The organism is Actinocatenispora comari (genome assembly GCF_017312725.1).
Taxonomy (GTDB): Bacteria; Actinomycetota; Actinomycetes; order Mycobacteriales; family Micromonosporaceae; genus Actinocatenispora; species Actinocatenispora comari.
On the sequence record NZ_BOPO01000015.1, the window covers coordinates 13009 to 33115 of the forward strand.

Consider the following 20107-nt stretch of genomic DNA (forward strand, 5'->3'; position numbering starts at 1 on the left):
CCGGCGACCGACACCACTCGGCCCGACCGTGGCCCGAGAGCGTCGCACCCGGACCGGGATGTTGGCCACGGTACCGCGCCGAGCCGACACCGACACCGTGCCCCACGACGTGATGCAACACAGTACCGCGGGATGATCTTCCCGAACGAGGTACGCGACCTGCCGGCTCAGGTCGCCGGCAGCGACCGGAGCAGCAGGCCCAGCGCGGCGGCGACCGTGCCGGCACGCACCGCGGCCCGGTCACCCGGCAGGGCGAGCCGCTCGGCCAGCAGGACCGCCGGGCCGGCCAGACCGACGTAGACGGTGCCCGCCGGGTGCCCGCCGTGTGGCTGCGGGCCGGCCACTCCGGTGGTGGACAACCCCCAGGTGGCGCCGCAGCGCTCGCGAGCGCCGCCGGCGAGCTGCCGGGCCACCTCGGGATGCACCGGGCCGTGCTCGGCCAGCAGCCGCTCGTCCACGCCGGCGAGCGAGGCCTTCAGATCCACCGCGTACACGATCAGGCCGCCGCGCAGCACCGCGCTCGCGCCCGGCACGTCGGCGACCGTACCGGCGAGCTGGCCGGCGGTCAGCGACTCCGCCGTGGCGAGCGTCTCACCTCGGCGGGCCAGCTCGGCGACCACCTCGGCCGGCGAGGTCACGACCGGTCGGCGGTACCGCGGCGCAGCGCCAGCGCGCGGAACAGGTAGTCGACGCCGGTGCCGACGGTCACCAGCAACGCGGCCAGCATGATCCAGAAGCCGACGGCCGACACCGGGTCGGGCCACGGGGCCAGGTACCACGCGATGCCGAGGATCTGCAGCACCGTCTTGAGCTTGCCGCCGCGGCTGGCCGCGATCACGCCGTGCCGCAGCACCCAGAACCGCAGCGCGGTCACGCCCGCCTCGCGGAACAGGATCAGCCCGGTCATCCACCACGGCAGCCCCGCGTACACCGACAGCACCAGCAGCGCGGTGCCGGTGAGCGCCTTGTCCGCGATCGGGTCGGCGACCTTGCCGAACGGGGTGACGAGGTTGCGCGCGCGGGCCAGCCAGCCGTCCGCGAAGTCGGTCACCGAGGCGACGCAGAACACCACGCAGGCGAGGATCCGCCAGTCGGCGGCGACCAGGCCGGAGGCGACCGAGATCCAGACGAACACCGGCACCAGCACCAGCCGCAGCGCGGTCAGCGCGTTGGCCGGGTTCACCAGCGGCGCGGTGGGTGGCGGCGGCTCCCGCCGGGCTGGTGGTACGGCCCGGCCGGGGGCGCTCGATGCGGCCTCAGTCACGGCCACCACTCTGCCCTCCGGCGGCCGCCGGGTCGAGTACCTGCTCGACGACCGCGGTCAGATCGACCCCGACGGTGCCGGTGACCCGGGCCCGGACGAGGTCGCCGGGACGCAGCGTCGCGGGGTCGACCGAGCCGCCGGCCACCAGCGCCGTACTGCCGTCCACCTCCGGCGCCTGGTGCGCCGCCCGCCCCTCGACGTCGTCGCCGTCGGTCCGGTCGACCAGCACCTCGACCACGCTGTCCAGCCGGTCCTCGGCGCGCTGCGCGACCAGCTCGTCGACCAGCGCGGAGATCCGGTTGACCCGGGCGGTGACCTCGTCGGTGGGCACCTTGTCGGGCAGCCCGACCGCCTCGGTGCCCTCCTCGTCGCTGTAGCCGAACACGCCGATGGCGTCCAGCTCGGCGCCGGTCAGGAACCGCTCCAGCTCGGCGACGTCGGCCTCGGTCTCCCCCGGGAACCCGACGATCACGTTGGTCCGGGCGCCCAGCTCGGGCGCGATCTTGCGGGCCGAGTCGAGCAGCTCCCAGAACCGCTCGGTGGAGCCGAACCGGCGCATCCGGCGCAGCAGCGGCTCGCTCGCGTGCTGGAACGACAGGTCGAAGTACGGCGCGACGCCCGGGGTGCCGGCGAGCACCTCGACCAGGCCCGGACGCATCTCGGCCGGCTGCAGGTAGCTCGCCCGGACCCGGACGATGCCCGGCACCGCGGCGAGTCGCGGTAGCAGCTTCTCCAGCGCCCGCGGGTCGCCCAGGTCCTTGCCGTACGACGAGGAGTTCTCGCTGACCAGCACCAGCTCCCGGACACCCTGCCCGGCCAGCCACTCCGCCTCGGCCAGCACCTCGTCCGGGGTACGCGACAGGTACGCGCCGCGAAACGACGGGATGGCGCAGAACGCGCAGCGCCGGTCGCAGCCGGAGGCGAGCTTCAGCGAGGCGACCGGACCGTCGTCGAGCCGGAACCGCAGCACCTTCAGGTGCGCCGGCGCGTGCTCGTCGAGGTCACCGTGGCCGGGCACCGGCGCCGGGTGCGCGTGCCGCTCAACCGGGGTGATCGGCAGCAGGGTGCGCCGGTCCCGGGGCTCGTGCGCGGTCAGCGAACCGCCGGCGAGCACGGTCCGGAGCCGGTCGGAGATGTCCGGATAGTCGTCGAAGCCGAGCACCGCGTCGGCCTCCGGCAGGCTGTCGGCGAGCTGCCGCCCGTACCGCTCGGCCATGCAGCCGGCAGCCACCACCTTGGCGCCGTTCTCCCCCGCGTCCAGCAGCGTCTCGATCGAGTCCTGCTTGGCCTGTTCGATGAAGCCGCAGGTGTTGACGAGCACGACGTCGGCGTCGGCGCTGTCACCCGTCACCTGCCAGCCGTCGGCGGCGAGGCGGGCGGCCAGCTCCTCGGAGTCGACCTCGTTGCGGGCGCACCCGAGGGTGAGCATGGCGACACGGCGGGGGGATTCGGCGGCGGACACGTACCGAGCGTACCGACCGATCCTGGGTGCCAGCGCAGACACCGCCCGGCGGCGCCGGGAGGCCGGTGAAGTTTGCCACCGTTGATCGTCGTCTCGACGGCACCCGGCTAGCCTGGGCGACGAACGGTGGGTCTGCCACCGGTCCCGGACGAGCAGCGCGACGTACCCGGCCCAGCAAAGACGACGCGCCGCCTACCATGACCGACATTCTGCAGATCGTGGGCGCCATCCTGGTGCTCGCCGGTTTCTTCGCCAGCCAGATCGGCGCCGTCGACGCCCGCTCACTGGCCTACCTGATCGTCAACGCGCTCGGCTCCGGAGTGCTCGCCGTGCTCGCACTGCTCGGGCGCGAATGGGGCTTCCTGCTGCTCGAGGGCGTCTGGTGCCTGGTCGCGCTCGCCTCCCTGCTCGGGGTGCTCGGCCGGGCCCGACGGCAGCGCCCGCACCTGCTGCGCGCGCAACGACCCCCCTCCTCCGCCGACTGACCGTGCCCGCGGCCCCGAGCCGTCTAGCCCAAGGCCACCCCGGCCCAAGGCCATCTCGGCCCGGGGCGGCGCAGCCGCGCAGTCCGGTCAAACGCCGGAGCACCGCATGCCGCTCAGGCGGACGGAGCCGCGCATGCCGCTCAGGCGGACGGAGCCGCGGATGCCGCTCAGGCGGCCGGCGGTCGAGGCACACCAGCCGCCGCGGCCGGGCCGGAGCGCCGAACCGGGGCGGGTTCGACGGGGTTCACTCGAAGCTCAGCGCGGACAGCAGCCACCGGTCGTGCTGACGTACCAGCGTCAGGCGCATCCGGTAGTGCGCCACCCTGCCCGCCGGCACGGTCTTGTTGTGCACCGTGGCGTCGGCCGCGACCAGCGCGGTCGCCCTCGTTCGGCTCGCCGTCGTCAGGGCGACATCGAGCACCGTGCCGGTCGAGTGCACGTCGTTCTGCACCACGGCAGTGCGCGTCTGCGCCCGGCCCGCCAGGAACTGCCTCCGGAACGAACCGGTGCTCAGCTCGGTCACCCGGTCGAGGTCGGCGTCGACATGGTCCGCGCTGATGCTCCAGAACGCCCGGACGACGGTACTGGCCGCGGTCGACGCCCCGGAAACGTACGGCGGGTCGCCGGTGTCGGGTCGCGTCAGGACGAGGCCGACCAGCACGGTGAGAGTCACGAGCAACGCGAGTGCCAGCGCACCGATGGCGATCAGCCAGCCGACCGGCCGCCGGCGGTCGGTGGGCAGGGCGGACGGCACGCTCCCGGAGGGCGCCGGGCCGCCCGCGGCAGCGAGCTCTCCAGCTGGCACAGCGCCTCCAGCGGTCCCGGGGCCTCCAACCGTCACAGGGCCTCCAGTCGTCACAGGGCGTCCAGTTTCGCGATCAACCAACCCTCGTCGGTACGGCGCATCACCACGCGGACCCGGTTCCGGTCGACCCTCGTCCCGGGGACGGTGCGGGTGGAACGTCGCTCGTCCACGTAGGCCAGCAACGTCACGGTGTCGCTGCCGGTGGACACGACACCGATCTCCCGCGCCGTGGCCGAGACCACCGCCTGCTGGTCGGTGATGTTCTTGCGCAGCTTCGCCATCGTCTTCGGGTAGCTGGTACGCATCGACCCGGTGCACCACTTCCGGGCGGCGGCCACGTCGGCGCCCAGCGAGCGGTAGTCGTAGCTGAGGACGACCGGAACCGCCTTGTTCGCCGCGGCGGTCGCGGCCCGCACCGAGGCGGACGGCCAGCCCGTGGCCGGTGACGAGGTCACGCGGTCGACGCCGAGCACCGCGGTGGCACCGCCGGCGACCAGCAACAGCACCGCCAGCGCGAGCACCGCCACCAGGTACCCGATCCGGCGCCCCCGCACCGGCGGCGGGGGCGCGCCACCCCACGCCGGCGGTCGGGGCAGCGCGGCGGCGGCAGGCGGCGGTACGTGCAGCGCGCCCTCGGCGACCACCAGCTCGGGCTGCTCCGAGACGACCGGCGGCACGCCCAGTCGTTCGTGCAGCAACGCCGCGAGCATCGGCACCCGGCTGCCACCACCGACCAGGAACACGCCTGTCAGCTGCGACGCGGACAGGCCGGCGGCGGCGATCGCATCGGTCAGCAGGTCGGCCGCCCGGCCGAGCCGGGGCCGGGCAACCTCCTCGAACTCGGTCCTGGTCAGGTGCAGCGGCGCGGCACCGGGCAGGTGCACCGGCGCCGACGACAGCCGGGACAGCGCCTCCTTCGCACCTCGCACGTCGTCCCAGAACAGCCACCGGTCCCGGTACTCGTCGGGAGTGGCCGGCGCGGTCACCCTGGTCCACGGCGTCACCGGGCCCCCGTCGGCCGACGCCGCCATCCCGGCCCGGTCGGCACCGGTCCCCTCCGCGGTACCGGTCCCGCCCGCGGCGCCGCGCCCCTCGGCATCGCCGGTCCCGTCTGCAGCGCCGGCCCCACCGGTGTCGCCGGGGACGTCCGCCACCCCGGGCGCGGCGGCGGCGCCGGTCCCGCCCGTGGCTGCCGGCGGCAGACCGGGCTGGCCGGCACCGTCCGTCGCTGGTCCGCCGGCGAACCTGGTGCCGATCCGATCCACCAGCGCCGCGTCCAGGTCCAGACCGCCGAGGTCGGACAGGCCGGCCGTGCCGAGCACCTCGTACCCGGCCGGACCGGTACGGACCAGCGCCACGTCGGTCGTTCCCGCGCCGGCGTCGAGCACCGCGACGACACCGCCCGGTGGCAGGGTCGAGGCGTGCACGGTGCCGAAGTACGCGGTCGCCGCCACCGGCTCCGGCAGCAACGCCGCGACCGGGAGCCCGGCCCGCGCAGCCGCCGTGGCGAGCCGGTCCCGGCGCGCCGCCCCCCAGTCGGCCGGATGGGTCAGGACGACCGGCGGCAGCTCGCCGGCCACCCGGACCGCCTCGTCCGCGACCCGGCGCAGTACCGCCGCGAGCAGATCGGTCACCGGCACCGGCGCACCGAGCAGCACCGTGGGTTCGTCGATGCGGCGCTTGGGGTTCGGCTCGTACCGCGCGGGTTCGACCCGGCCGGCCCGCACCGCGTCGCGGCCGACCGAGGGCACCCCCTCGGCGTCGACGAACACCGCGGACGGCAGCAACTCCGCGCCGTCGAACAGCAGCGGCCGGGCCCGGCCGTCCGGCCGGCGCAGCACCGCGACCGTGTTCGAGGTGCCCAGATCCACCCCGAGCAGCCATCCACCGGACATGTCCCTCCCCGCGCCCAATCCGGCACAGCTTAGGACACCGGGACCACCTTCCGGTCAGCCGTTCTCGCCGCGGATGCTGGCCAGCATGTCCTCCAGCTCGTCCGGCTTGATCAGCACGTCGCGCGCCTTGGACCCCTCGGAGGGCCCGACCACGCCACGGGTCTCCATCAGGTCCATCAACCGGCCGGCCTTGGCGAAGCCGACCCGCAGCTTGCGCTGCAGCATCGAGGTGGAGCCGAACTGCGAGGTCACCACCAGCTCGGCCGCCTGCAGCAGCAGGTCGAGGTCGTCGCCGATGTCCTCGTCGACCTTCTTCTTGCTCTCCTGCGCGACGGTCAACACGTCGTCGCGGAACTCCGGCTGCCGCTGCTCGATGCAGTACTTGACCAGGTCGTGGATCTCCGGCTCGGTGACCCAGGCACCCTGCAGCCGGGTCGGCTTGCTCGCGCCCATCGGCAGGAACAGCCCGTCACCGCGGCCGATCAGCTTCTCCGCGCCGGGCTGGTCCAGGATGACCCGGGAGTCGCCCAGTGACGAGGTGGAGAACGCCAGCCGGGACGGCACGTTCGCCTTGATCAGGCCGGTGACCACGTCGACGCTGGGCCGCTGGGTGGCGAGTACCAGGTGGATGCCGGCGGCGCGGGCGAGCTGGGTGATGCGCACGATCGCGTCCTCCACGTCGCGCGGCGCCACCATCATCAGGTCGGCCAGCTCGTCCACGATCACCAGCAGGTACGGGTAGGGCCGGTACTCGCGCTCGCTGCCGGGCGGCGCGGTGATCTCGCCCTTGAGCACCTTGCGGTTGAAGTCGTCCACGTGCCGCACCCCGGCCGCGGCCAGGTCGTCGTAGCGCATGTCCATCTCGCGCACCACCCAGGCCAGCGCGTCGGCCGCCTTCTTCGGGTTGGTCACGATCGGCGTCACCAGGTGCGGGATGCCCTCGTAGCTGGTCAGCTCGACCCGCTTCGGGTCGACCAGCAGCAGCCGCACCTGGTCGGGCGTGGCCCGCGCCAGGATCGACACCAGCAACGAGTTGATGCAGGACGACTTGCCGGAACCGGTGGCGCCGGCGACCAGGATGTGCGGCATCTTGGTCAGGTTGGCCACCACGTTGCGGCCCTCGATGTCCTTGCCCAGCGCCACCAGCATCGGGTGCGGGTCGGCGGCGGCCTCGGCGCTGCGCAGCACGTCGCCGAGGATCACGTCCTCCCGGTCGGTGTTCGGGATCTCCACCCCGACCGCGGACTTGCCCGGGATCGGGCTGATGATCCGCACGTCCGGGCTCTTCACCGCGTAGGCGATGTTGCGCGACAGCTGGGTGATCCGCTCGACCTTCACCCCCGAGCCGAGCTCGATCTCGTACCGGGTGACCGTCGGGCCGCGGGTGAACCCGGTCACCGCGGCGTCCACGTTGAACTGTTCGAAGACGCCCTGCAGCGCGGCGATCGTGTCGTCGTTGGCCCGGCTGCGGGTCTTGCCCGGGCCGCCCTTGCGCAGCAGTTCCGGTGGCGGCAGCCGGTAGTCGCCCTCCGCCGCGCTGAGCACCGGCTGCTCCACCTTCGGCGGCGGCAGCGGACCGTGTTCCGGCGGGGTCAGCTTCTTGCGCGGCGTGCGCTGGGCCGGCAGCTCCGGCTCGTCGGCGGCTTCCTCGGCCGGCGCCGGCGACACCGGTGCGGGGTCCTCGGCCTGGGTGGCCTGCCGGCGCCGGGACGGGCGCCGCAGCCGCACCGGCGGCCCGGAGATCGCGCCCGCCTCGTCCGCGTCGTCCTCGGCCGGCGCCGCGGCCCGGCCCAGGGCGAGGTCGCGCAGCCGGCGGAACCGCTCCGGGAGCCGGTTCAGCGGGGTCGCGGTCACCACCAGCACGCCGAACAGCAACAGCAGGACCAGCAGCGGGACCGCCACCCAGGAGGTCACCGCGCGCGCGAGCAGCCCGCCGACCAGGTCACCGAGGATGCCCCCGGCGTACGCCCGGCCGTCCGCGGTGCCGGGGCTGCCCCGGAACAGGTGCAGCAGGCCCAGCGCGGCGAGCAGCAGCGCGCTCCAGCCGACCAGGTGCCGGCCGCGGTGCGCCGGATCGGGCGCCTGGCGCAACACCCGGACGGCGGCGAACGCCAGCAGCACCGGCAGCGCCGCGGCGGCCGCGCCGACCACCCAGCGCACCGCGTACGCCACCCAGGAGCCGACCGGGCCGGCGGCGTGGAACCAGACCGCGACGGCCAGCACGATGCCGAACGCGAGCAGGGCGAGGCCGAGGCCGTCGCGCCGGTGGGCCGGGTCGAGCTCGCGCGCGGTGGCGGCCTGCCGGCCGACCGCCCGGGCGAGGAACCCGACCCCGCGGGCCAGGCCGGTGAACGCGCCGCTCGCGGCCCGCGCCGAGGCGGACCGCTTCGGCTTGCGGGCCGGTCGCCGGGCGGGGCTGCGGCGCGTGGTGGCACGGCCAGCCGCACCCGTCTTCTTCTTCGCCGAGGTGCGGGCACGGCTCGTGGCAGACGTACGGCCAGCCATGACCGCCACGGTAGCCGGAACCGAACGCAAACCCCCGGTCCGACACGGCCGGTGACAGAATTCCCTGGTCTGAGCCGGGTCAGTGGCTGCGCCGGCCGGTCCAGCGCTGCCGGGCCGGGCGCCACCACCGCACCGCGACCAGCACCCACGAGACGAGTACCACGGTGCCGAGCAGCACCTGGGCGAGCGTCTCGGCGCCGCCGGGGTAGCACACCCCGCGCACGTAGCTGGCCAGGAAGCCGCCGGTCAGCGGGGGCAGCCCGGCCGCGTGCCGGGCGGCGTCCTGCGCGGCGGTCAGCGGGCACGGCAGGTGGCCCGCGACGACCGCGACCGCCCACCCGGCGGCGAGCAGGTGCGGCGGCAGTGTCCGCGGCCAGCGGATCGCGGCGAAGCCGCCGAGCAGCAGGTACGCGAGGTAGCCGAAGTGCGCGGCGACCAGTGCCCAGCCGAGCCACCGATAGCCCATGACCGCAGCGTATGCCCGTTTTCACTGGGCGGGACGTCTCGGCGGTTGGCCGTGTTCGCCAGGTAGCCTGCGGCTCATGCGTATCGGGATTGTCGGAGCAACTGGCCAGGTCGGCGGCGTGATGCGCCGCATCCTCGCGGAGCGCGAGTTCCCGGCGGACGAGCTGCGGCTGTTCGCCTCGGCGCGGTCGGCGGGGCGCACGCTGCCCTGGCGGGACGGCGAGGTGACGGTCGAGGACGCCGCGACCGCGGACTTCCGCGGGCTGGACATCGCACTGTTCTCCGCCGGCAAGGGCACGTCGAAGACGCTCGCGCCGAAGGTCGCGGCGGCCGGCGCCGTGGTCGTCGACAACTCGTCGGCCTGGCGGATGGACCCGGACGTACCGCTGGTGGTGGCCGAGGTGAACCCGCAGGCGCTGGCGAACCGGCCGCGCGGCATCGTGGCCAACCCGAACTGCACGACGATGGCGGCGATGCCGGTCCTGCGGCCGCTGCACGACGCGGCCGGGCTGGTCGGCATGGTCGTCGCCACGTACCAGGCGGTGTCCGGTTCCGGGCTGGCCGGCGTGGCCGAGCTCGACGAGCAGGTCAAGAAGGTGTCCGACGACGCCTCCAGGCTGGCCTTCGACGGTGCGGCGGTGCAGTTCCCGGAGCCGGCGAAGTTCGCCCGGCCGATCGCGTTCAACGTGCTGCCGTACGCGGGATCGCTGGTCGACGACGGGCTGGGCGAGACCGACGAGGAACAGAAGCTGCGCAACGAGAGCCGCAAGATCCTGTCCATCCCGGACCTGAAGGTGTCCGGTACCTGCGTGCGGGTGCCGGTGTTCACCGGGCACTCGCTGCAGATCAACGCCCGGTTCGCGGCGCCGCTGAGCGTGCGGCGGGCGCACGAGCTGCTCGCCGACGCGCCCGGTGTCGCGCTGTCGGACATCCCGACGCCGCTGCAGGCGGCCGGGCAGGACCCGAGTTACGTGGGCCGGATCCGGGCGGACGAGACGGTCGACAACGGGCTCGCGCTGTTCGTGTCCAACGACAACCTGCGCAAGGGTGCGGCGCTCAACGCCGTCCAGATCGCCGAGCTGCTCTGCGCCGAGCGGTGAGCGCCGGCGCGCTGGTTGCCGCGGGCCGAGGGCCCGCCGCGTCGCGCTGACGGTACGAAACGGGCCCCGGCCGGTCGGTCGGGGCCTTTTCGCGCCACCCTGTGACTTACATCGTAAGGTATTGCGCTCGCGCCGGATGGGCAGCACCCTGTGCCTTACAACGTAAGTCAACCAGGGAGGCTTCCGATGAGCAGCACCGAACAGCTCGCCCGGCGGTTCGTCGAGACGATCAACGACCGCGACTTCGACGCGCTCGATGCCCTGCTGTCCCCGGACCTCGTCGCGCCACCGCTGGTGGTGGACGCGCCGGCCGACTCCTTCCGGACCGGAATGGAGCTGGCCGTCGCGTCGTTCCCCGACGTCCGGCTCGACCTCGACGACCTGCTCGTCGACGCCGACCGGGCCGTGCTGAGCCTGCGCATCTCGGCGACCAACACCGGCGCGTACCGGCGGGGCACGGCCACCGGACAGCGGGCCAGCTGGCCGGCGGTGTTCGTACTCCGGTTCGTCGACGGGCTGCTCGCCGAACTGGGCGGGGTGTCCGACCGGTTCGGCTGTCTGCAGCAGTTCGGGCTGATCGGCTCGGACGACGAGATCGCCGCGGCGGCGCCGGACGACCCGCACGCCAGGCGGTACCTGGTGGTCGACTCCATCGTGCTGGACGACGGAGCCGACCCCGACCGGGCGGTCGAGCGGCTGCGGCAGGAGCTGACCGGCCCGGCCGGCGCCCGCGTGTACACCGCCCGGCGCGTCGACGACCCGCGCCGGCTGCTCCGGTACGCGCAGCTGGCCGGCACGCGCGAGCAGGTGCTGGCCCGCGTCGGCGCCGCCCCCGCCTACCAGGTGGTCGCCGTCGACGACCTGCCCTGAGAGACTGTCGGGGGACCATGATCGGCTGCGCCGGCGTCCGATCGAAGGTCCCCGACCGTGTCGAAGCGAGCAAGGAGCGTGCGTGGCCGGTAGTGCATCCCGTCGGCGCGCCGGGCTGAGCCGCGACCGGGTGTTCGAGGCCGCGCTCCGGATCGCCGACACCGAGGGCATCGAGGCGCTGTCGATGCGCCGGCTCGGCCGGGAGCTCGGCGTCGAGGCGATGTCGCTGTACCACCACGTGCCGGACAAGGCGGCCATCGTCGCCGGGCTCGCCGACCGGGTGTTCGCGGAGGTCACCGTCCCGGCCAGCGAGCCGGCGGCGGACTGGCGGCCGGTGCTGGGCAGTTGGCTGCGGGCGCTGCGCGCCACCCTGCTGCGGCACCCCGGCGCGCTGCCCGCGGTCGCCACCCACGAGGTGACAGCCGGACCGGGACTCGGGCTGTACGAGGCGGCGCTGCGGCTGCTGCACGACGCCGGGTTCGACCTGGTCGAGGCGAACTACGCGCTGAACAACCTGGTCACCTACACGATCGGGCACTGCCTGGCGATCGCCGGCCGGCCTCCGCTCGGGGCGGCCGAGCCGACCGCGGCACAGCGCGACGAGACCAGCGCCGCGCTGGACCGCGACCGGTACCCGACCGTCGCCGCCTGGCTCGCCCGGATCGCGGGCACCAGCTACGACGCGGACGCGCTGTACGAGCAGGGGTTGACCGCGCTGCTCACCGGCCTCCCCGACCCGCCGTCCGGCGGCTGACGCCGGCCCGCGGTCAGTGCCGGTGGCGGTGCCGCAGGTCGACCGCCGCCGCGGCCAGCACGGCGAGGCCGGTCAGCGCGAACGGCAGTACCCCGGCCGCCAGCCGGGCGGTTTGCACCAGCAGCGCCGACACCGCCGCACCGGCCAGCATCGCGGCCACCAGCAACACCAGCCGGGGCAGCCCCCGGCCCGGTGCGCCGCCGGTGATCCGGCTGACCACCGTGGTCAGCGTGCTGGTCAGGTAGGTGGTGGAGCCGGCGGGCAGGGCGAGCGCCTGCACCGCGCGGGCCTGGAAGCCCATCGCGACCGCGGACACCGCGACGAGCACGCCGGCGCCGATCCCGGTCGGCCGGCCGTCCGCGACCAGCCAGCCGACGAACAGCAGCAGTTGCAGCACGGCCTGCACGCCGAGCGCGTGGGTGACCCGTACCGGCCAGGGGTCGGGGTCGGTGGCCCGGGTGTGGCCGAGGAACCGGGTGCACACCGCCACCCCGACCACGTACGCCGCGAGCGACACCACCGAGCGCACCGCGGCCGAGCCGGAGCCGGTACCGGCGGCGATGCCCAGCAGCGCCAGGTTGCCGGTCATCACCGCGGTGAACACGTGCCCCAGCGCCAGGTAGCTCAGCGCGTCGGTGGCGCCGGCGCCGGCGGCGAGCACCAGCAGCAGCGCGTCCGGGACCACGCGCAGGGCGGGCGGCCCCACGCGTTCCCGTTCGTCCTCGGACCGCTCGGCAGACATCGCTGTGAGCATCGCATCCGTGACCGTCGGTACGGGTCGGAACCGGCGATGCTCACCGCGCGGCGGGCCGGATCACACCTCGACGACGTTGGGCACGATCATCGGACGGCGCCGGTACTTGTCGTTCACCCACCGGCCGACCGAGCGGCGCACCAGCTGCTGCAACTGGTGCGGATCGGTCACGCCGTCCTTCGCCGCCCGGTCCAGCACCTCGGTGATCAACGGGACCACCGGGTCGAACGCGGTCGGGTCCTCCGAGAACCCCTTCGCCGAGACGGTCGGACCACCGACCACCTTGCCGGTCACCGAGTCGACCACCACGGTCGCCGCGATGAACCCACCGTCGCCGAGGATGCGTCGCTCGGTCAGCGCGCTCTCCCCCACGTCACCGACCGCGAGGCCGTCGACGTAGACGTACCGGTTGGGCAGGTGACCGACCAGCCGGGCCCGGCCGTCGACCAGGTCGACCACGTCGCCGTCCTCGCACAGCACGACGCCCTCGGCCGGTACCCCGGACTCGGTCGCCAGCCGGGCGTGCGCGCGCAGGTGCCGCCACTCGCCGTGGATCGGCAGGAAGTTGCTCGGCCGTACCACGTTGAGCAGGTACAGCAGCTCGCCGGCCGGCGCGTGCCCGGAGACGTGCACCCGGGCCACGTCCTTGTGGATCACCGTGGCGCCGGCCCGCGACAGCGCGTTGATCACCCGGTACACCGAGGTCTCGTTGCCCGGGACCAGCGACGACGCCAGCACGACGGTGTCGCCCGGCTCGATCTTGACGTGCCGGTGGTCGCCGGAGGCCATCCGGCCCAGCGCGCTCATCGGCTCGCCCTGCGAGCCGGTCGACATGAACACGATCTCGTCCGCCGGCAGGTTGGTCGCCTCCTCCAGCGACACCACCAGCCCGGCCGCGATGTGCAGCAGCCCCAGGTCGCGCGCGATGCCCATGTTGCGCACCATGGACCGGCCGATCAGCGCCACCTTGCGGCCGTGCTCGGCCGCCGAGTCGAGCACCTGCTGGACCCGGTGCACGTGCGAGGCGAACGAGGCGACGATGATCCGGCCCCGCGCCCGGCGGAAGATGCCGTCGATGACCGGCCGGATCTCCTGCTCGGAGGTGACGAAGCCGGGGATCTCGGCGTTGGTCGAGTCGGACAGCAGCAGGTCGACGCCCTCGCCGCCGAGCCGGGCGAACCCGGCCAGGTCGGTGACCCGGCCGTCCAGCGGCAGCTGGTCCATCTTGAAGTCGCCGGTGTGCAGCACCGTCCCGGCGCCGGTGCGGACCGCCACCGCCATCGCGTCCGGGATCGAGTGGTTGACCGCGAAGAACTCGCACTGGAACGGGCCGAGCTGCTCGACGCCGCCCTCCCGGACGGTCAGCGAGTACGGCGTGATGCGCCGCTCGGCGAGCTTCGCCTCCACCAGCGCCAGGGTGAACTGCGAGCCCACCAGCGGGATGTCCGGCTTGCGGGCCAGCAGGTAGGGCACCGCGCCGATGTGGTCCTCGTGCCCGTGCGTGAGCACGATCGCCTCGACGTCGTCGAGCCGGTCGGCGATCGGCGAGAAGTCCGGCAGGATGACGTCGACGCCCGGTTGGTCCACATCCGGGAACAGCACGCCGCAGTCGACGACGAGCAGCCGCCCCTCGTACTCGTAGACGGTCATGTTGCGGCCGATCGCGCCGAGGCCGCCCAGCGGGACGACCCGCAGGCTGTGCGCGGCGAGCGGCGGTGGTGGGGCCAGCTCCGGATGTGCCTGGCTCACGTGGCTCTCCTATTCACTTCGTACAGTCTTCTGGTACCAGCGGTCCGGCGCCCGCTGCGCGGCCCCGCCGACCGCGACACGGCGCGGCGGCGGCCGGTCGTGCACACCGCACGCGACCCGCGGAGTACACCGCAGGTCGCGACGGTCAGAGTTCGATGCCGGCCCGCTCGCAGTCGGCGCGCAGCTGCCGGATCTCGGCCTCGGTCGCGTCCACCAGCGGCGACCGGACCGGGCCCGCCGGCAGCCCGCGCAGCCGCATCGCGGCCTTCACCAGGATCACGCCCTGGGTACGGAAGAAGCCGGTGAACACCGGCAGCAGCCGGTGGTGCAGCGCGAGCGCACCGGCATGGTCGCCGGCCTCGAACGCCTCGATCAGTTGCTTGGTCTCCCGCCCGGCGACGTGCGTCGGGGTACCGACCACGCCGACCGCGCCGACCGACAGCAGCGGCAGGGTCAGCTTGTCCTCGCCGGAGTAGACCGCCACCCCGCCGTGCCCGGTGACCGCCGAGGTCGCGGCGAGGTCGCCCTTGGCGTCCTTGACCGCCGCGATGTTGCGATGGTCGGCCAGCCGCAACAGCGTCTCGGTGGCGATCGGGGTCGCGGTCCGGCCGGGGATGTCGTACAGCATCACCGGCAGGTCGGTCGCCTCGGCGACGCTGGTGAAGTGCGCGAGCAGCCCGGCCTGCGGCGGCCTCGAATAGTACGGGGTGACCACGAGCAGGCCGTGCGCGCCGGCCTTGGCCGCCCCGTGCGCGAGTTCGACGGTGTGCGCGGTGTCGAACGTGCCGACGCCGGCCACGATCCGGGCCCGGTCACCGACCGCCTCGACCACGGCGCGCAGCAGCGTCTCCTTCTCCCCGTCCGTGGTGGTCGGCGCCTCACCGGTGGTCCCGCTGATCACCAGCGCGTCGTTGCCCTGCACGTCCACCAGGTACTCGGCCAGTTTCTGCGCACCGGTGACGTCGAGCGAGCCGTCGGCGGCGAACGGGGTGACCATCGCGGTCAGCAGCCGACCGAACGGTCGGCGCGGGTCGTGCGTCATACCACCAACCTATCGGACCGACCGGCGGGCTCGGGCGGATCATCCGGTGAGACGTCCGTCCCCCGGAGGGCTGACCCCACCCGGCTCAGCCCTCGGTGACGAACGGGCTGGCCGCGATCTCGCTGCCGTCGTCCAGCGCCGAGATGGTGAAGTCGCCGAACACGTTCGGCGCCACCTGCTGCAGCTGCCGCAGGCAGGCGATCGCCAGCGCCCGGATCTCGACGTCCGCGTGCTCGGAGGCCCGCATCGCGACGAAGTGCCGCCACGCCCGGTAGTTGCCGGTGACCACGATGCGCGTCTCGGTCGCGTTCGGCAGTACCGCCCGGGCGGCCTGCCGGGCCTGCTTGCGACGCAACGTCGCGTTGGGCACGTCGGCGAACTTCTTCTCCAGCCCCTCCAGCAGCTCGGTGTAGAGCCGGACGGCGGCCTCGGCGCCCTCGACGAACTTCGCGTGCAGCTCCGGGTCCTCGGCGATCACGTCCGGCTCGACCATCGCCGCGTTGCGCTCCGGCACGTACCGCTGGGACAGCTGCGAGTATGAGAAGTGCCGGTGCCGGATCAGCTCGTGGGTCAGCGAGCGGGAGATGCCGGTCAGGTAGAACGTCACGCTGCCGTGCTCGAGCACCGACAGGTGCCCCACTTCGAGGATGTGCCGCAGGTAGCCGGCGTTGGTCGCGGTGGCCGGGTTGGGCTTCTTCCACGACTGGTAGCACGCCCGGCCGGCGAACTCGGCGAGCGCCTGGCCGCCGTCGGCGTCGGTGGTCCAGGGCACGTCGGCAGGCGGCGCGAACTGGGTCCAGGCGATGGGCTGCACGGTGGGCGGAACGATCTCGGGCACGGCATCCCCCTCGAAGTCTGGCGACGCGACGAGCCGCTCCCCTCCGCCGCCGCGCCTCGAATTTACCGGCAGCCGGTCCCGGTGCACCGGCAGCCCCGGCCCCGGCTCGCCGGCGCCCGCGACCCCGGCCGGAACCGGCCGGTTGAGCGCCCGATGGCCGCTTCGCCGTCCGGGTCGGGGCGCCGCGACGACAGGAGACGGCACCAGAGACGGCAATCAGGCATTGACTGGCGTCGGAAGTGATGTCATGATGGCGTCATGAACGCATCAGTGCTGGAACTGGAACTGGTCCGCCGAGACCTGAACACCCACGACGCGGCCGTCGACCACGAGCCCGCCACCCGCCGCACCGGCGACCACCGCTGGGACGGCTGGCTGTACCGGAAGGCGGCGAGCACCGGGCCCGAGCCCACCGGCACGAGCCCGGACCGGTACGCCGACCGTGCCGGCAGACCCACGCCCCGGCGACGTCCTCGGCATCGACGGGCGCGCCCCCGGTTGGTTGACATCACCCGTGCTGTCAGGATTGCGCCATGGACCTGAACCCGTACCTGGAAACGTTGCGCCGCGATCTGGAGGCCAGCGCGGCCCCGGGCGACGACGACGTCCGGCGGGCGGCCGGGCTGCTCGCCGGCTCGCTGGAGGCCGCGGCGCGGCTCAGCCTGCTGGAGGCGCTGTCCGACGCCGCGGCCGAGATCACCACGAAACTGGACAACGCCTCGGTCGAGGTACGGCTGCGCGGTCGAGCCGCCGACCTGGTCGTCAGCGAGACCGCGCCGCCCGGCCCGCCGGAGCCGCCGCCGGCCGCCGAGGCCGAGTCCGGCGACGTCGCCCGGATCACGCTCCGGCTGCCCGAAGGGCTCAAGTCGCAGGTCGAACGGGCCGCGTCGACCGAGGGCATCTCGGTCAACGCCTGGCTGGTCCGGGCCATCGGTGCCGCCGTCCGTGGCGGCAGCGCCGGGCCGACCACCCGGACCCGCCTCGGCCGCCGGGTCACCGGTTACGCCCAGGCCTGACCGGCCCCGCCTGACCGGCCCGGCCGACCCACCGCACGACGCCGACCACGGCGGTCGACCCGCACCACACGGGGCCGTCCGTCCCGGTCGACCCACACTCACCCGGCAGCCGACCGCACCGGTCGACCCGCACCCGCGCCCCGGCGGCGGCCGCACCGGCCGGTCGCCAGGCCACCGCACCCTCAGCGTGCACCCCTGTCATCCACACCGTCAGGCGAGCGCGCGGCCGACGCCGTGCGCCGACATCCAGGAGCAGACATGTACGAGTTCGCGACCGACACCCCGGTCAGCATCGACCTGCGTGTCGCGGCCGGCCGTTGCGACCTGACCGCCGAGCCGCGCGACACCGCGACGGTCGAGGTGGAACCGCTCAACCCCGGTGACGACCGCGCCATCCAGGCCGCTGCCGACACGATCGTCCAGCTGTCCGGCGGGCAGCTGACCATCAAGACGCCGGACACCAGCGGCGTGGGCTGGCTGTTCGGCCGGCGTACCGCGAAGCTGCGGATCACCATCGCGGTGCCCACCGGATCCTCGCTGGAGGCCAAGGTCGCCTCCGCCGACCTGGTGTGCACCGGCACCCTGGCCACCGTCAGCGTCAACAACGCCTCCGGGGACGTCCAGCTGGACCAGGTCACCGGCGACGTCTCGATGAACTCCGCCTCCGGCGACGTGCGCGTCTCGTCCGTCGGGGGCAACCTGAAGGCCAACTCGGCGTCCGGCGACATCGACGCCGGCCGGGTCGACGGCGACGTGGCGCACAACTCCGCCAGCGGCGACACCCGGATCGGCGAGACGCACGGCACGGTCCGGATACACAGCGCCTCGGGCGACGTGCGCATCGACGCGGTGGTCGCCGGTTCGGTCCGGGCCAACACCGCCTCCGGCGACCTGATCTTCGGCGTACCGGCCGGGACCGGCGTGTGGATGGACCTCAACACCGCGTCCGGCACCACCTCCAGCGACCTGTCCATCGGCGGCGAGCGTCCGCTGGCCGGTCACGACGTGGAGCTGCGCGGCAGCACCGCCTCCGGCGACATCGAGATCCACCGGGTACCGGCACCGGCCGCCTCCTGACCGACGCCGCATCGGACCGGGTGCCGGCGCCGGCCGGCACCCGAACCTCGGCCGCACCGGGCCGGTCGCCCGGTCGGACGCTCAGACGTACAGGAAGGTGAACGGCGCCCAGGGCAGGTTGCGCAGGATGAAGAAGGCCACCCAGGCGCCGGCGAACAGCGCGAACGCGACCGACGGGATGCGCAGCCGGGGCAGTCTGACGTTGAAGACGCGGCGCAGCGCCCAGGCGACGTAGGCGTACACCAGGAACGGGGCGGCGAACACCGCGAGCACGTGGTTGCGGGCCGCCTCCGGCAGGTTGCCGTGCAGCAGGTACCAGAAGGCGCGGGTGCCGCCACAGCCCGGGCAGTCGAGCCCGGTCAGCGCCTTGAACGCGCAGCCGCCGGTGGGCCCCTCCGCACCGGTGGTCGGGTTGAAGTGCTCGACGTAGACGACCGCCATGCCGAAGCAGGCCAGCACCGCCAGTGGCGCCAACCAGGTCTGCCGCACGAACAGGAACTGGATCAGGCGGCCGATCGGCGTCCGCGGCCTGACCGGTGGAGCCTGCTGGTCGGCCCCGGTCGGCCCCGGATAGGCGTAGCCGGTCGCGACGACCGGGTAACCGTAGTCGGGCGGCGGGGCCTGCAGACCGTCGCCGGTCGCCGCCCCGATGCCGGTGACCGGGATCGTCACGGCCGCCGCCCCGGGCAACCCTCGCTGTGCGCTGCCGATCTCGCTCACCGACGCCATGGCCTCCCCTTCGCCGAACCACCCCACCGTACCGGACCGGTGCCGGCGGCAGCGCCGACGCCGATCACCGCTCCAGCGCGGCCGCCAGCGGCCCGGCAAGATCACCCTGCTCCGGCCGGGCGACGTCGGTCAGGCCCAGCCAGCCCGCCAGCGTGCGCAACTCCGCGGCGAGCTCGCCGGCGACCCGGTCGATGCCGCCCGGTGGCCGCGGCTCGATCCAGGCCGCCGGCACCCGCAGCAGCCCGGCGGCCCGGTCTGCCTTCAGGTCGACCCGCGCCACCAGCGCGTCGTCGAGCAGGAACGGCAGCACGTAGTAGCCGTGCACCCGGCGGTGCCGCGGCACGTAGATCTCGATCCGGTAGCTGAACCCGAACAGCCGCTCGGCCCGCGATCGCAGCCAGATCAACGGATCGAACGGGCTGATCAGGGTACGGGCGGCGATCCGGCGCGGCCGGCGGGCGCCCGGGTCGAGGTAGGCCGGGGCCGGCCAGCCGTCCACCTCCACCTCGATCAACTCGCCGGCCGCGACCAGCGCCGCCACCGCCGGCCGGCTGGCCGCGGCCGGCAGCCGGAAGTAGTCGCGCAGGTCCGGCTCGGTGGCCACGCCGAGCGCGCTCGCGGCGGTGCGGACCAGCTGCTGGTAGGCCTGGGCGGGCGCGGGGGTCGGGGTCGCCAACACGTCGGCCGGCAGCACCCGCTCGGGCAGGTCGTACAGCCGCTCGAAGGTGGGCAGCCGGGCCGCCGAGGTGACCTCACCGCAGTAGAACAGCCATTCCAGGCTGGTCTTGACCGCGGACCAGTTCCAGCCCCAGTCGCTGCGGTCGCGGACGGTGTCGTCCTGGATCTGCCGAGCGGTCAGCGGGCCGCGCCGCGCCACCTCGTCGCGCACCCGGGCGACCAGCTCGGGGCGCTCCGCCGCGAGCCGGCGCACCCCGTTCCAGGCGTGCTGCTCGGCCTCGGCCATCCGCCAGCGCAGCGCCGGCTGCAGCCGGACCGGCACCAGCGACGCCTCGTGCCCCCAGTATTCGAACAGCTCGCGCGGCGCGGCATGGGCGGCCCGGTCCAGCAGCCGGGTCGGGTAGGGGCCGAGCCGCGAGTAGGCCGGCAGGTAGTGCGCGCGCTGCAGCACGTTCACCGAGTCCATCTGGATCACCCCGATCCGGCGCAGCACCCGGCGCAGGTGCCGGACGTCGGGGACCCCGGTCGGGCGCGGATCGGCGAAGCCCTGGGCGCCCAGCGCGATGCGGCGGGCGGTCGCAGCCGACAGGTGCGGTACGCGTGCGGTGATCACCTGCGG

At 74.1% G+C, this 20107-nt stretch carries 20 protein-coding genes and 1 riboswitch; of the genes, 7 read left to right on the top strand and 13 right to left on the bottom strand.

Annotation, left to right across the window (positions count from 1 at the left end):
- Positions 1 to 167: 167 nt before the first annotated feature.
- From NUM_RS05945 to rimO, 3 genes are read right to left on the bottom strand one after another with little or no spacing between them, the layout of a single operon-like run.
- Positions 168 to 638 (bottom strand): CinA family protein, encoded by a 471-nt coding sequence (locus NUM_RS05945; protein ID WP_207123553.1) that lies wholly within the window; start codon positions 636 to 638, stop codon positions 168 to 170.
- The gene (gene pgsA / locus NUM_RS05950) at positions 635 to 1264 is read right to left on the bottom strand and encodes a CDP-diacylglycerol--glycerol-3-phosphate 3-phosphatidyltransferase (RefSeq protein ID WP_207123554.1); all 630 of its coding nucleotides are present in this window, start codon (positions 1262 to 1264) and stop codon (positions 635 to 637) included. The genes NUM_RS05945 and pgsA overlap by 4 nt, the downstream gene beginning before the upstream one ends.
- Entirely contained in the window at positions 1257 to 2693 is a 1437-nt protein-coding gene (gene rimO, locus NUM_RS05955; protein WP_207123590.1) for a 30S ribosomal protein S12 methylthiotransferase RimO, read from the bottom strand. The genes pgsA and rimO overlap by 8 nt, the downstream gene beginning before the upstream one ends.
- 158 nt (positions 2694 to 2851) lie before the next feature.
- A riboswitch (guanidine-III (ykkC-III) riboswitch) is annotated at positions 2852 to 2916 on the top strand.
- 7 nt (positions 2917 to 2923) lie between these two features.
- Between rimO and NUM_RS05960 the strand changes: the two genes are divergently transcribed.
- Positions 2924 to 3211: a CBU_0592 family membrane protein gene (locus tag NUM_RS05960; protein ID WP_207123555.1), complete on the top strand. Its 288-nt coding sequence runs from the start codon at positions 2924 to 2926 to the stop codon at positions 3209 to 3211.
- Between the two features lie 244 nt (positions 3212 to 3455).
- Here the strand turns inward: NUM_RS05960 and NUM_RS05965 are convergent, their stop codons facing one another.
- From NUM_RS05965 to NUM_RS05980, 4 genes are all read right to left on the bottom strand, one after another.
- Positions 3456 to 4016 carry a hypothetical protein gene (locus NUM_RS05965; RefSeq protein ID WP_207123556.1) on the bottom strand — a complete coding sequence of 187 codons (561 nt, stop codon included), beginning with the start codon at positions 4014 to 4016 and terminating at the stop codon, positions 3456 to 3458.
- Between the two features lie 50 nt (positions 4017 to 4066).
- Positions 4067 to 5911 carry an Hsp70 family protein gene (locus NUM_RS05970; protein WP_207123557.1) on the bottom strand — a complete coding sequence of 615 codons (1845 nt, stop codon included), beginning with the start codon at positions 5909 to 5911 and terminating at the stop codon, positions 4067 to 4069.
- Positions 5912 to 5965: 54 nt separating this feature from the next.
- Complete coding sequence (locus tag NUM_RS05975) at positions 5966 to 8416, bottom strand: DNA translocase FtsK (RefSeq protein WP_207123558.1); 2451 nt, start codon at positions 8414 to 8416, stop codon at positions 5966 to 5968.
- Between the two features lie 79 nt (positions 8417 to 8495).
- Positions 8496 to 8882, bottom strand: a complete 387-nt coding sequence (locus NUM_RS05980; protein ID WP_207123559.1) for a DUF2784 domain-containing protein — start codon at positions 8880 to 8882, stop codon at positions 8496 to 8498.
- 76 nt (positions 8883 to 8958) lie between these two features.
- Here NUM_RS05980 and NUM_RS05985 point away from each other — a divergent pair, with 76 nt between their 5' ends.
- The 3 genes from NUM_RS05985 to NUM_RS05995 all read left to right on the top strand — a co-directional run bounded on the left by NUM_RS05985 (position 8959) and on the right by NUM_RS05995 (position 11605).
- On the top strand, positions 8959 to 9981 hold the full coding sequence (locus tag NUM_RS05985) for an aspartate-semialdehyde dehydrogenase (protein WP_207123560.1): 1023 nt from the start codon (positions 8959 to 8961) through the stop codon (positions 9979 to 9981).
- A gap of 186 nt (positions 9982 to 10167) precedes the next feature.
- Entirely contained in the window at positions 10168 to 10851 is a 684-nt protein-coding gene (locus tag NUM_RS05990) for an ester cyclase (protein ID WP_207123561.1), read from the top strand.
- A gap of 82 nt (positions 10852 to 10933) precedes the next feature.
- A complete protein-coding gene (locus tag NUM_RS05995; RefSeq protein WP_207123562.1) occupies positions 10934 to 11605 on the top strand; it encodes a TetR/AcrR family transcriptional regulator C-terminal domain-containing protein in 672 nt (223 codons plus the stop codon).
- 13 nt (positions 11606 to 11618) lie between these two features.
- Here the strand turns inward: NUM_RS05995 and NUM_RS06000 are convergent, their stop codons facing one another.
- The 4 genes from NUM_RS06000 to thyX form a co-directional block, all read right to left on the bottom strand.
- Positions 11619 to 12347 carry a YoaK family protein gene (locus tag NUM_RS06000; RefSeq protein ID WP_207123563.1) on the bottom strand — a complete coding sequence of 243 codons (729 nt, stop codon included), beginning with the start codon at positions 12345 to 12347 and terminating at the stop codon, positions 11619 to 11621.
- A gap of 72 nt (positions 12348 to 12419) precedes the next feature.
- The gene (locus NUM_RS06005; protein ID WP_207123564.1) at positions 12420 to 14108 is read right to left on the bottom strand and encodes a ribonuclease J; all 1689 of its coding nucleotides are present in this window, start codon (positions 14106 to 14108) and stop codon (positions 12420 to 12422) included.
- 145 nt (positions 14109 to 14253) lie between these two features.
- Positions 14254 to 15150: a 4-hydroxy-tetrahydrodipicolinate synthase gene (gene dapA, locus NUM_RS06010; RefSeq protein ID WP_207123565.1), complete on the bottom strand. Its 897-nt coding sequence runs from the start codon at positions 15148 to 15150 to the stop codon at positions 14254 to 14256.
- Positions 15151 to 15235: 85 nt separating this feature from the next.
- Positions 15236 to 15979, bottom strand: coding sequence for an FAD-dependent thymidylate synthase (thyX, locus tag NUM_RS06015; RefSeq protein ID WP_207123591.1), 744 nt, complete (start codon positions 15977 to 15979; stop codon positions 15236 to 15238).
- Positions 15980 to 16246: 267 nt separating this feature from the next.
- Here thyX and NUM_RS06020 point away from each other — a divergent pair, with 267 nt between their 5' ends.
- The 3 genes from NUM_RS06020 (at position 16247) to NUM_RS06030 (ending at position 18081) form a co-directional block, all read left to right on the top strand.
- Complete coding sequence (locus tag NUM_RS06020) at positions 16247 to 16531, top strand: hypothetical protein (RefSeq protein WP_207123566.1); 285 nt, start codon at positions 16247 to 16249, stop codon at positions 16529 to 16531.
- Positions 16522 to 17004: a toxin-antitoxin system HicB family antitoxin gene (locus NUM_RS06025; protein WP_207123567.1), complete on the top strand. Its 483-nt coding sequence runs from the start codon at positions 16522 to 16524 to the stop codon at positions 17002 to 17004. Before NUM_RS06020 ends, NUM_RS06025 begins: the two co-directional genes overlap by 10 nt.
- A gap of 258 nt (positions 17005 to 17262) precedes the next feature.
- The gene (locus NUM_RS06030; protein ID WP_207123568.1) at positions 17263 to 18081 is read left to right on the top strand and encodes a DUF4097 family beta strand repeat-containing protein; all 819 of its coding nucleotides are present in this window, start codon (positions 17263 to 17265) and stop codon (positions 18079 to 18081) included.
- A gap of 81 nt (positions 18082 to 18162) precedes the next feature.
- On the opposite strand, the gene NUM_RS37105 is transcribed toward NUM_RS06030, so the two are convergent.
- Both NUM_RS37105 and NUM_RS06040 read right to left on the bottom strand, forming a co-directional pair.
- Positions 18163 to 18810, bottom strand: a complete 648-nt coding sequence (locus NUM_RS37105; protein WP_225918362.1) for a DUF2752 domain-containing protein — start codon at positions 18808 to 18810, stop codon at positions 18163 to 18165.
- Positions 18811 to 18874: 64 nt separating this feature from the next.
- Positions 18875 to 20098 carry a winged helix-turn-helix domain-containing protein gene (locus NUM_RS06040; protein ID WP_370466934.1) on the bottom strand — a complete coding sequence of 408 codons (1224 nt, stop codon included), beginning with the start codon at positions 20096 to 20098 and terminating at the stop codon, positions 18875 to 18877.
- Between the last annotated feature and the right edge of the window lie 9 nt (positions 20099 to 20107).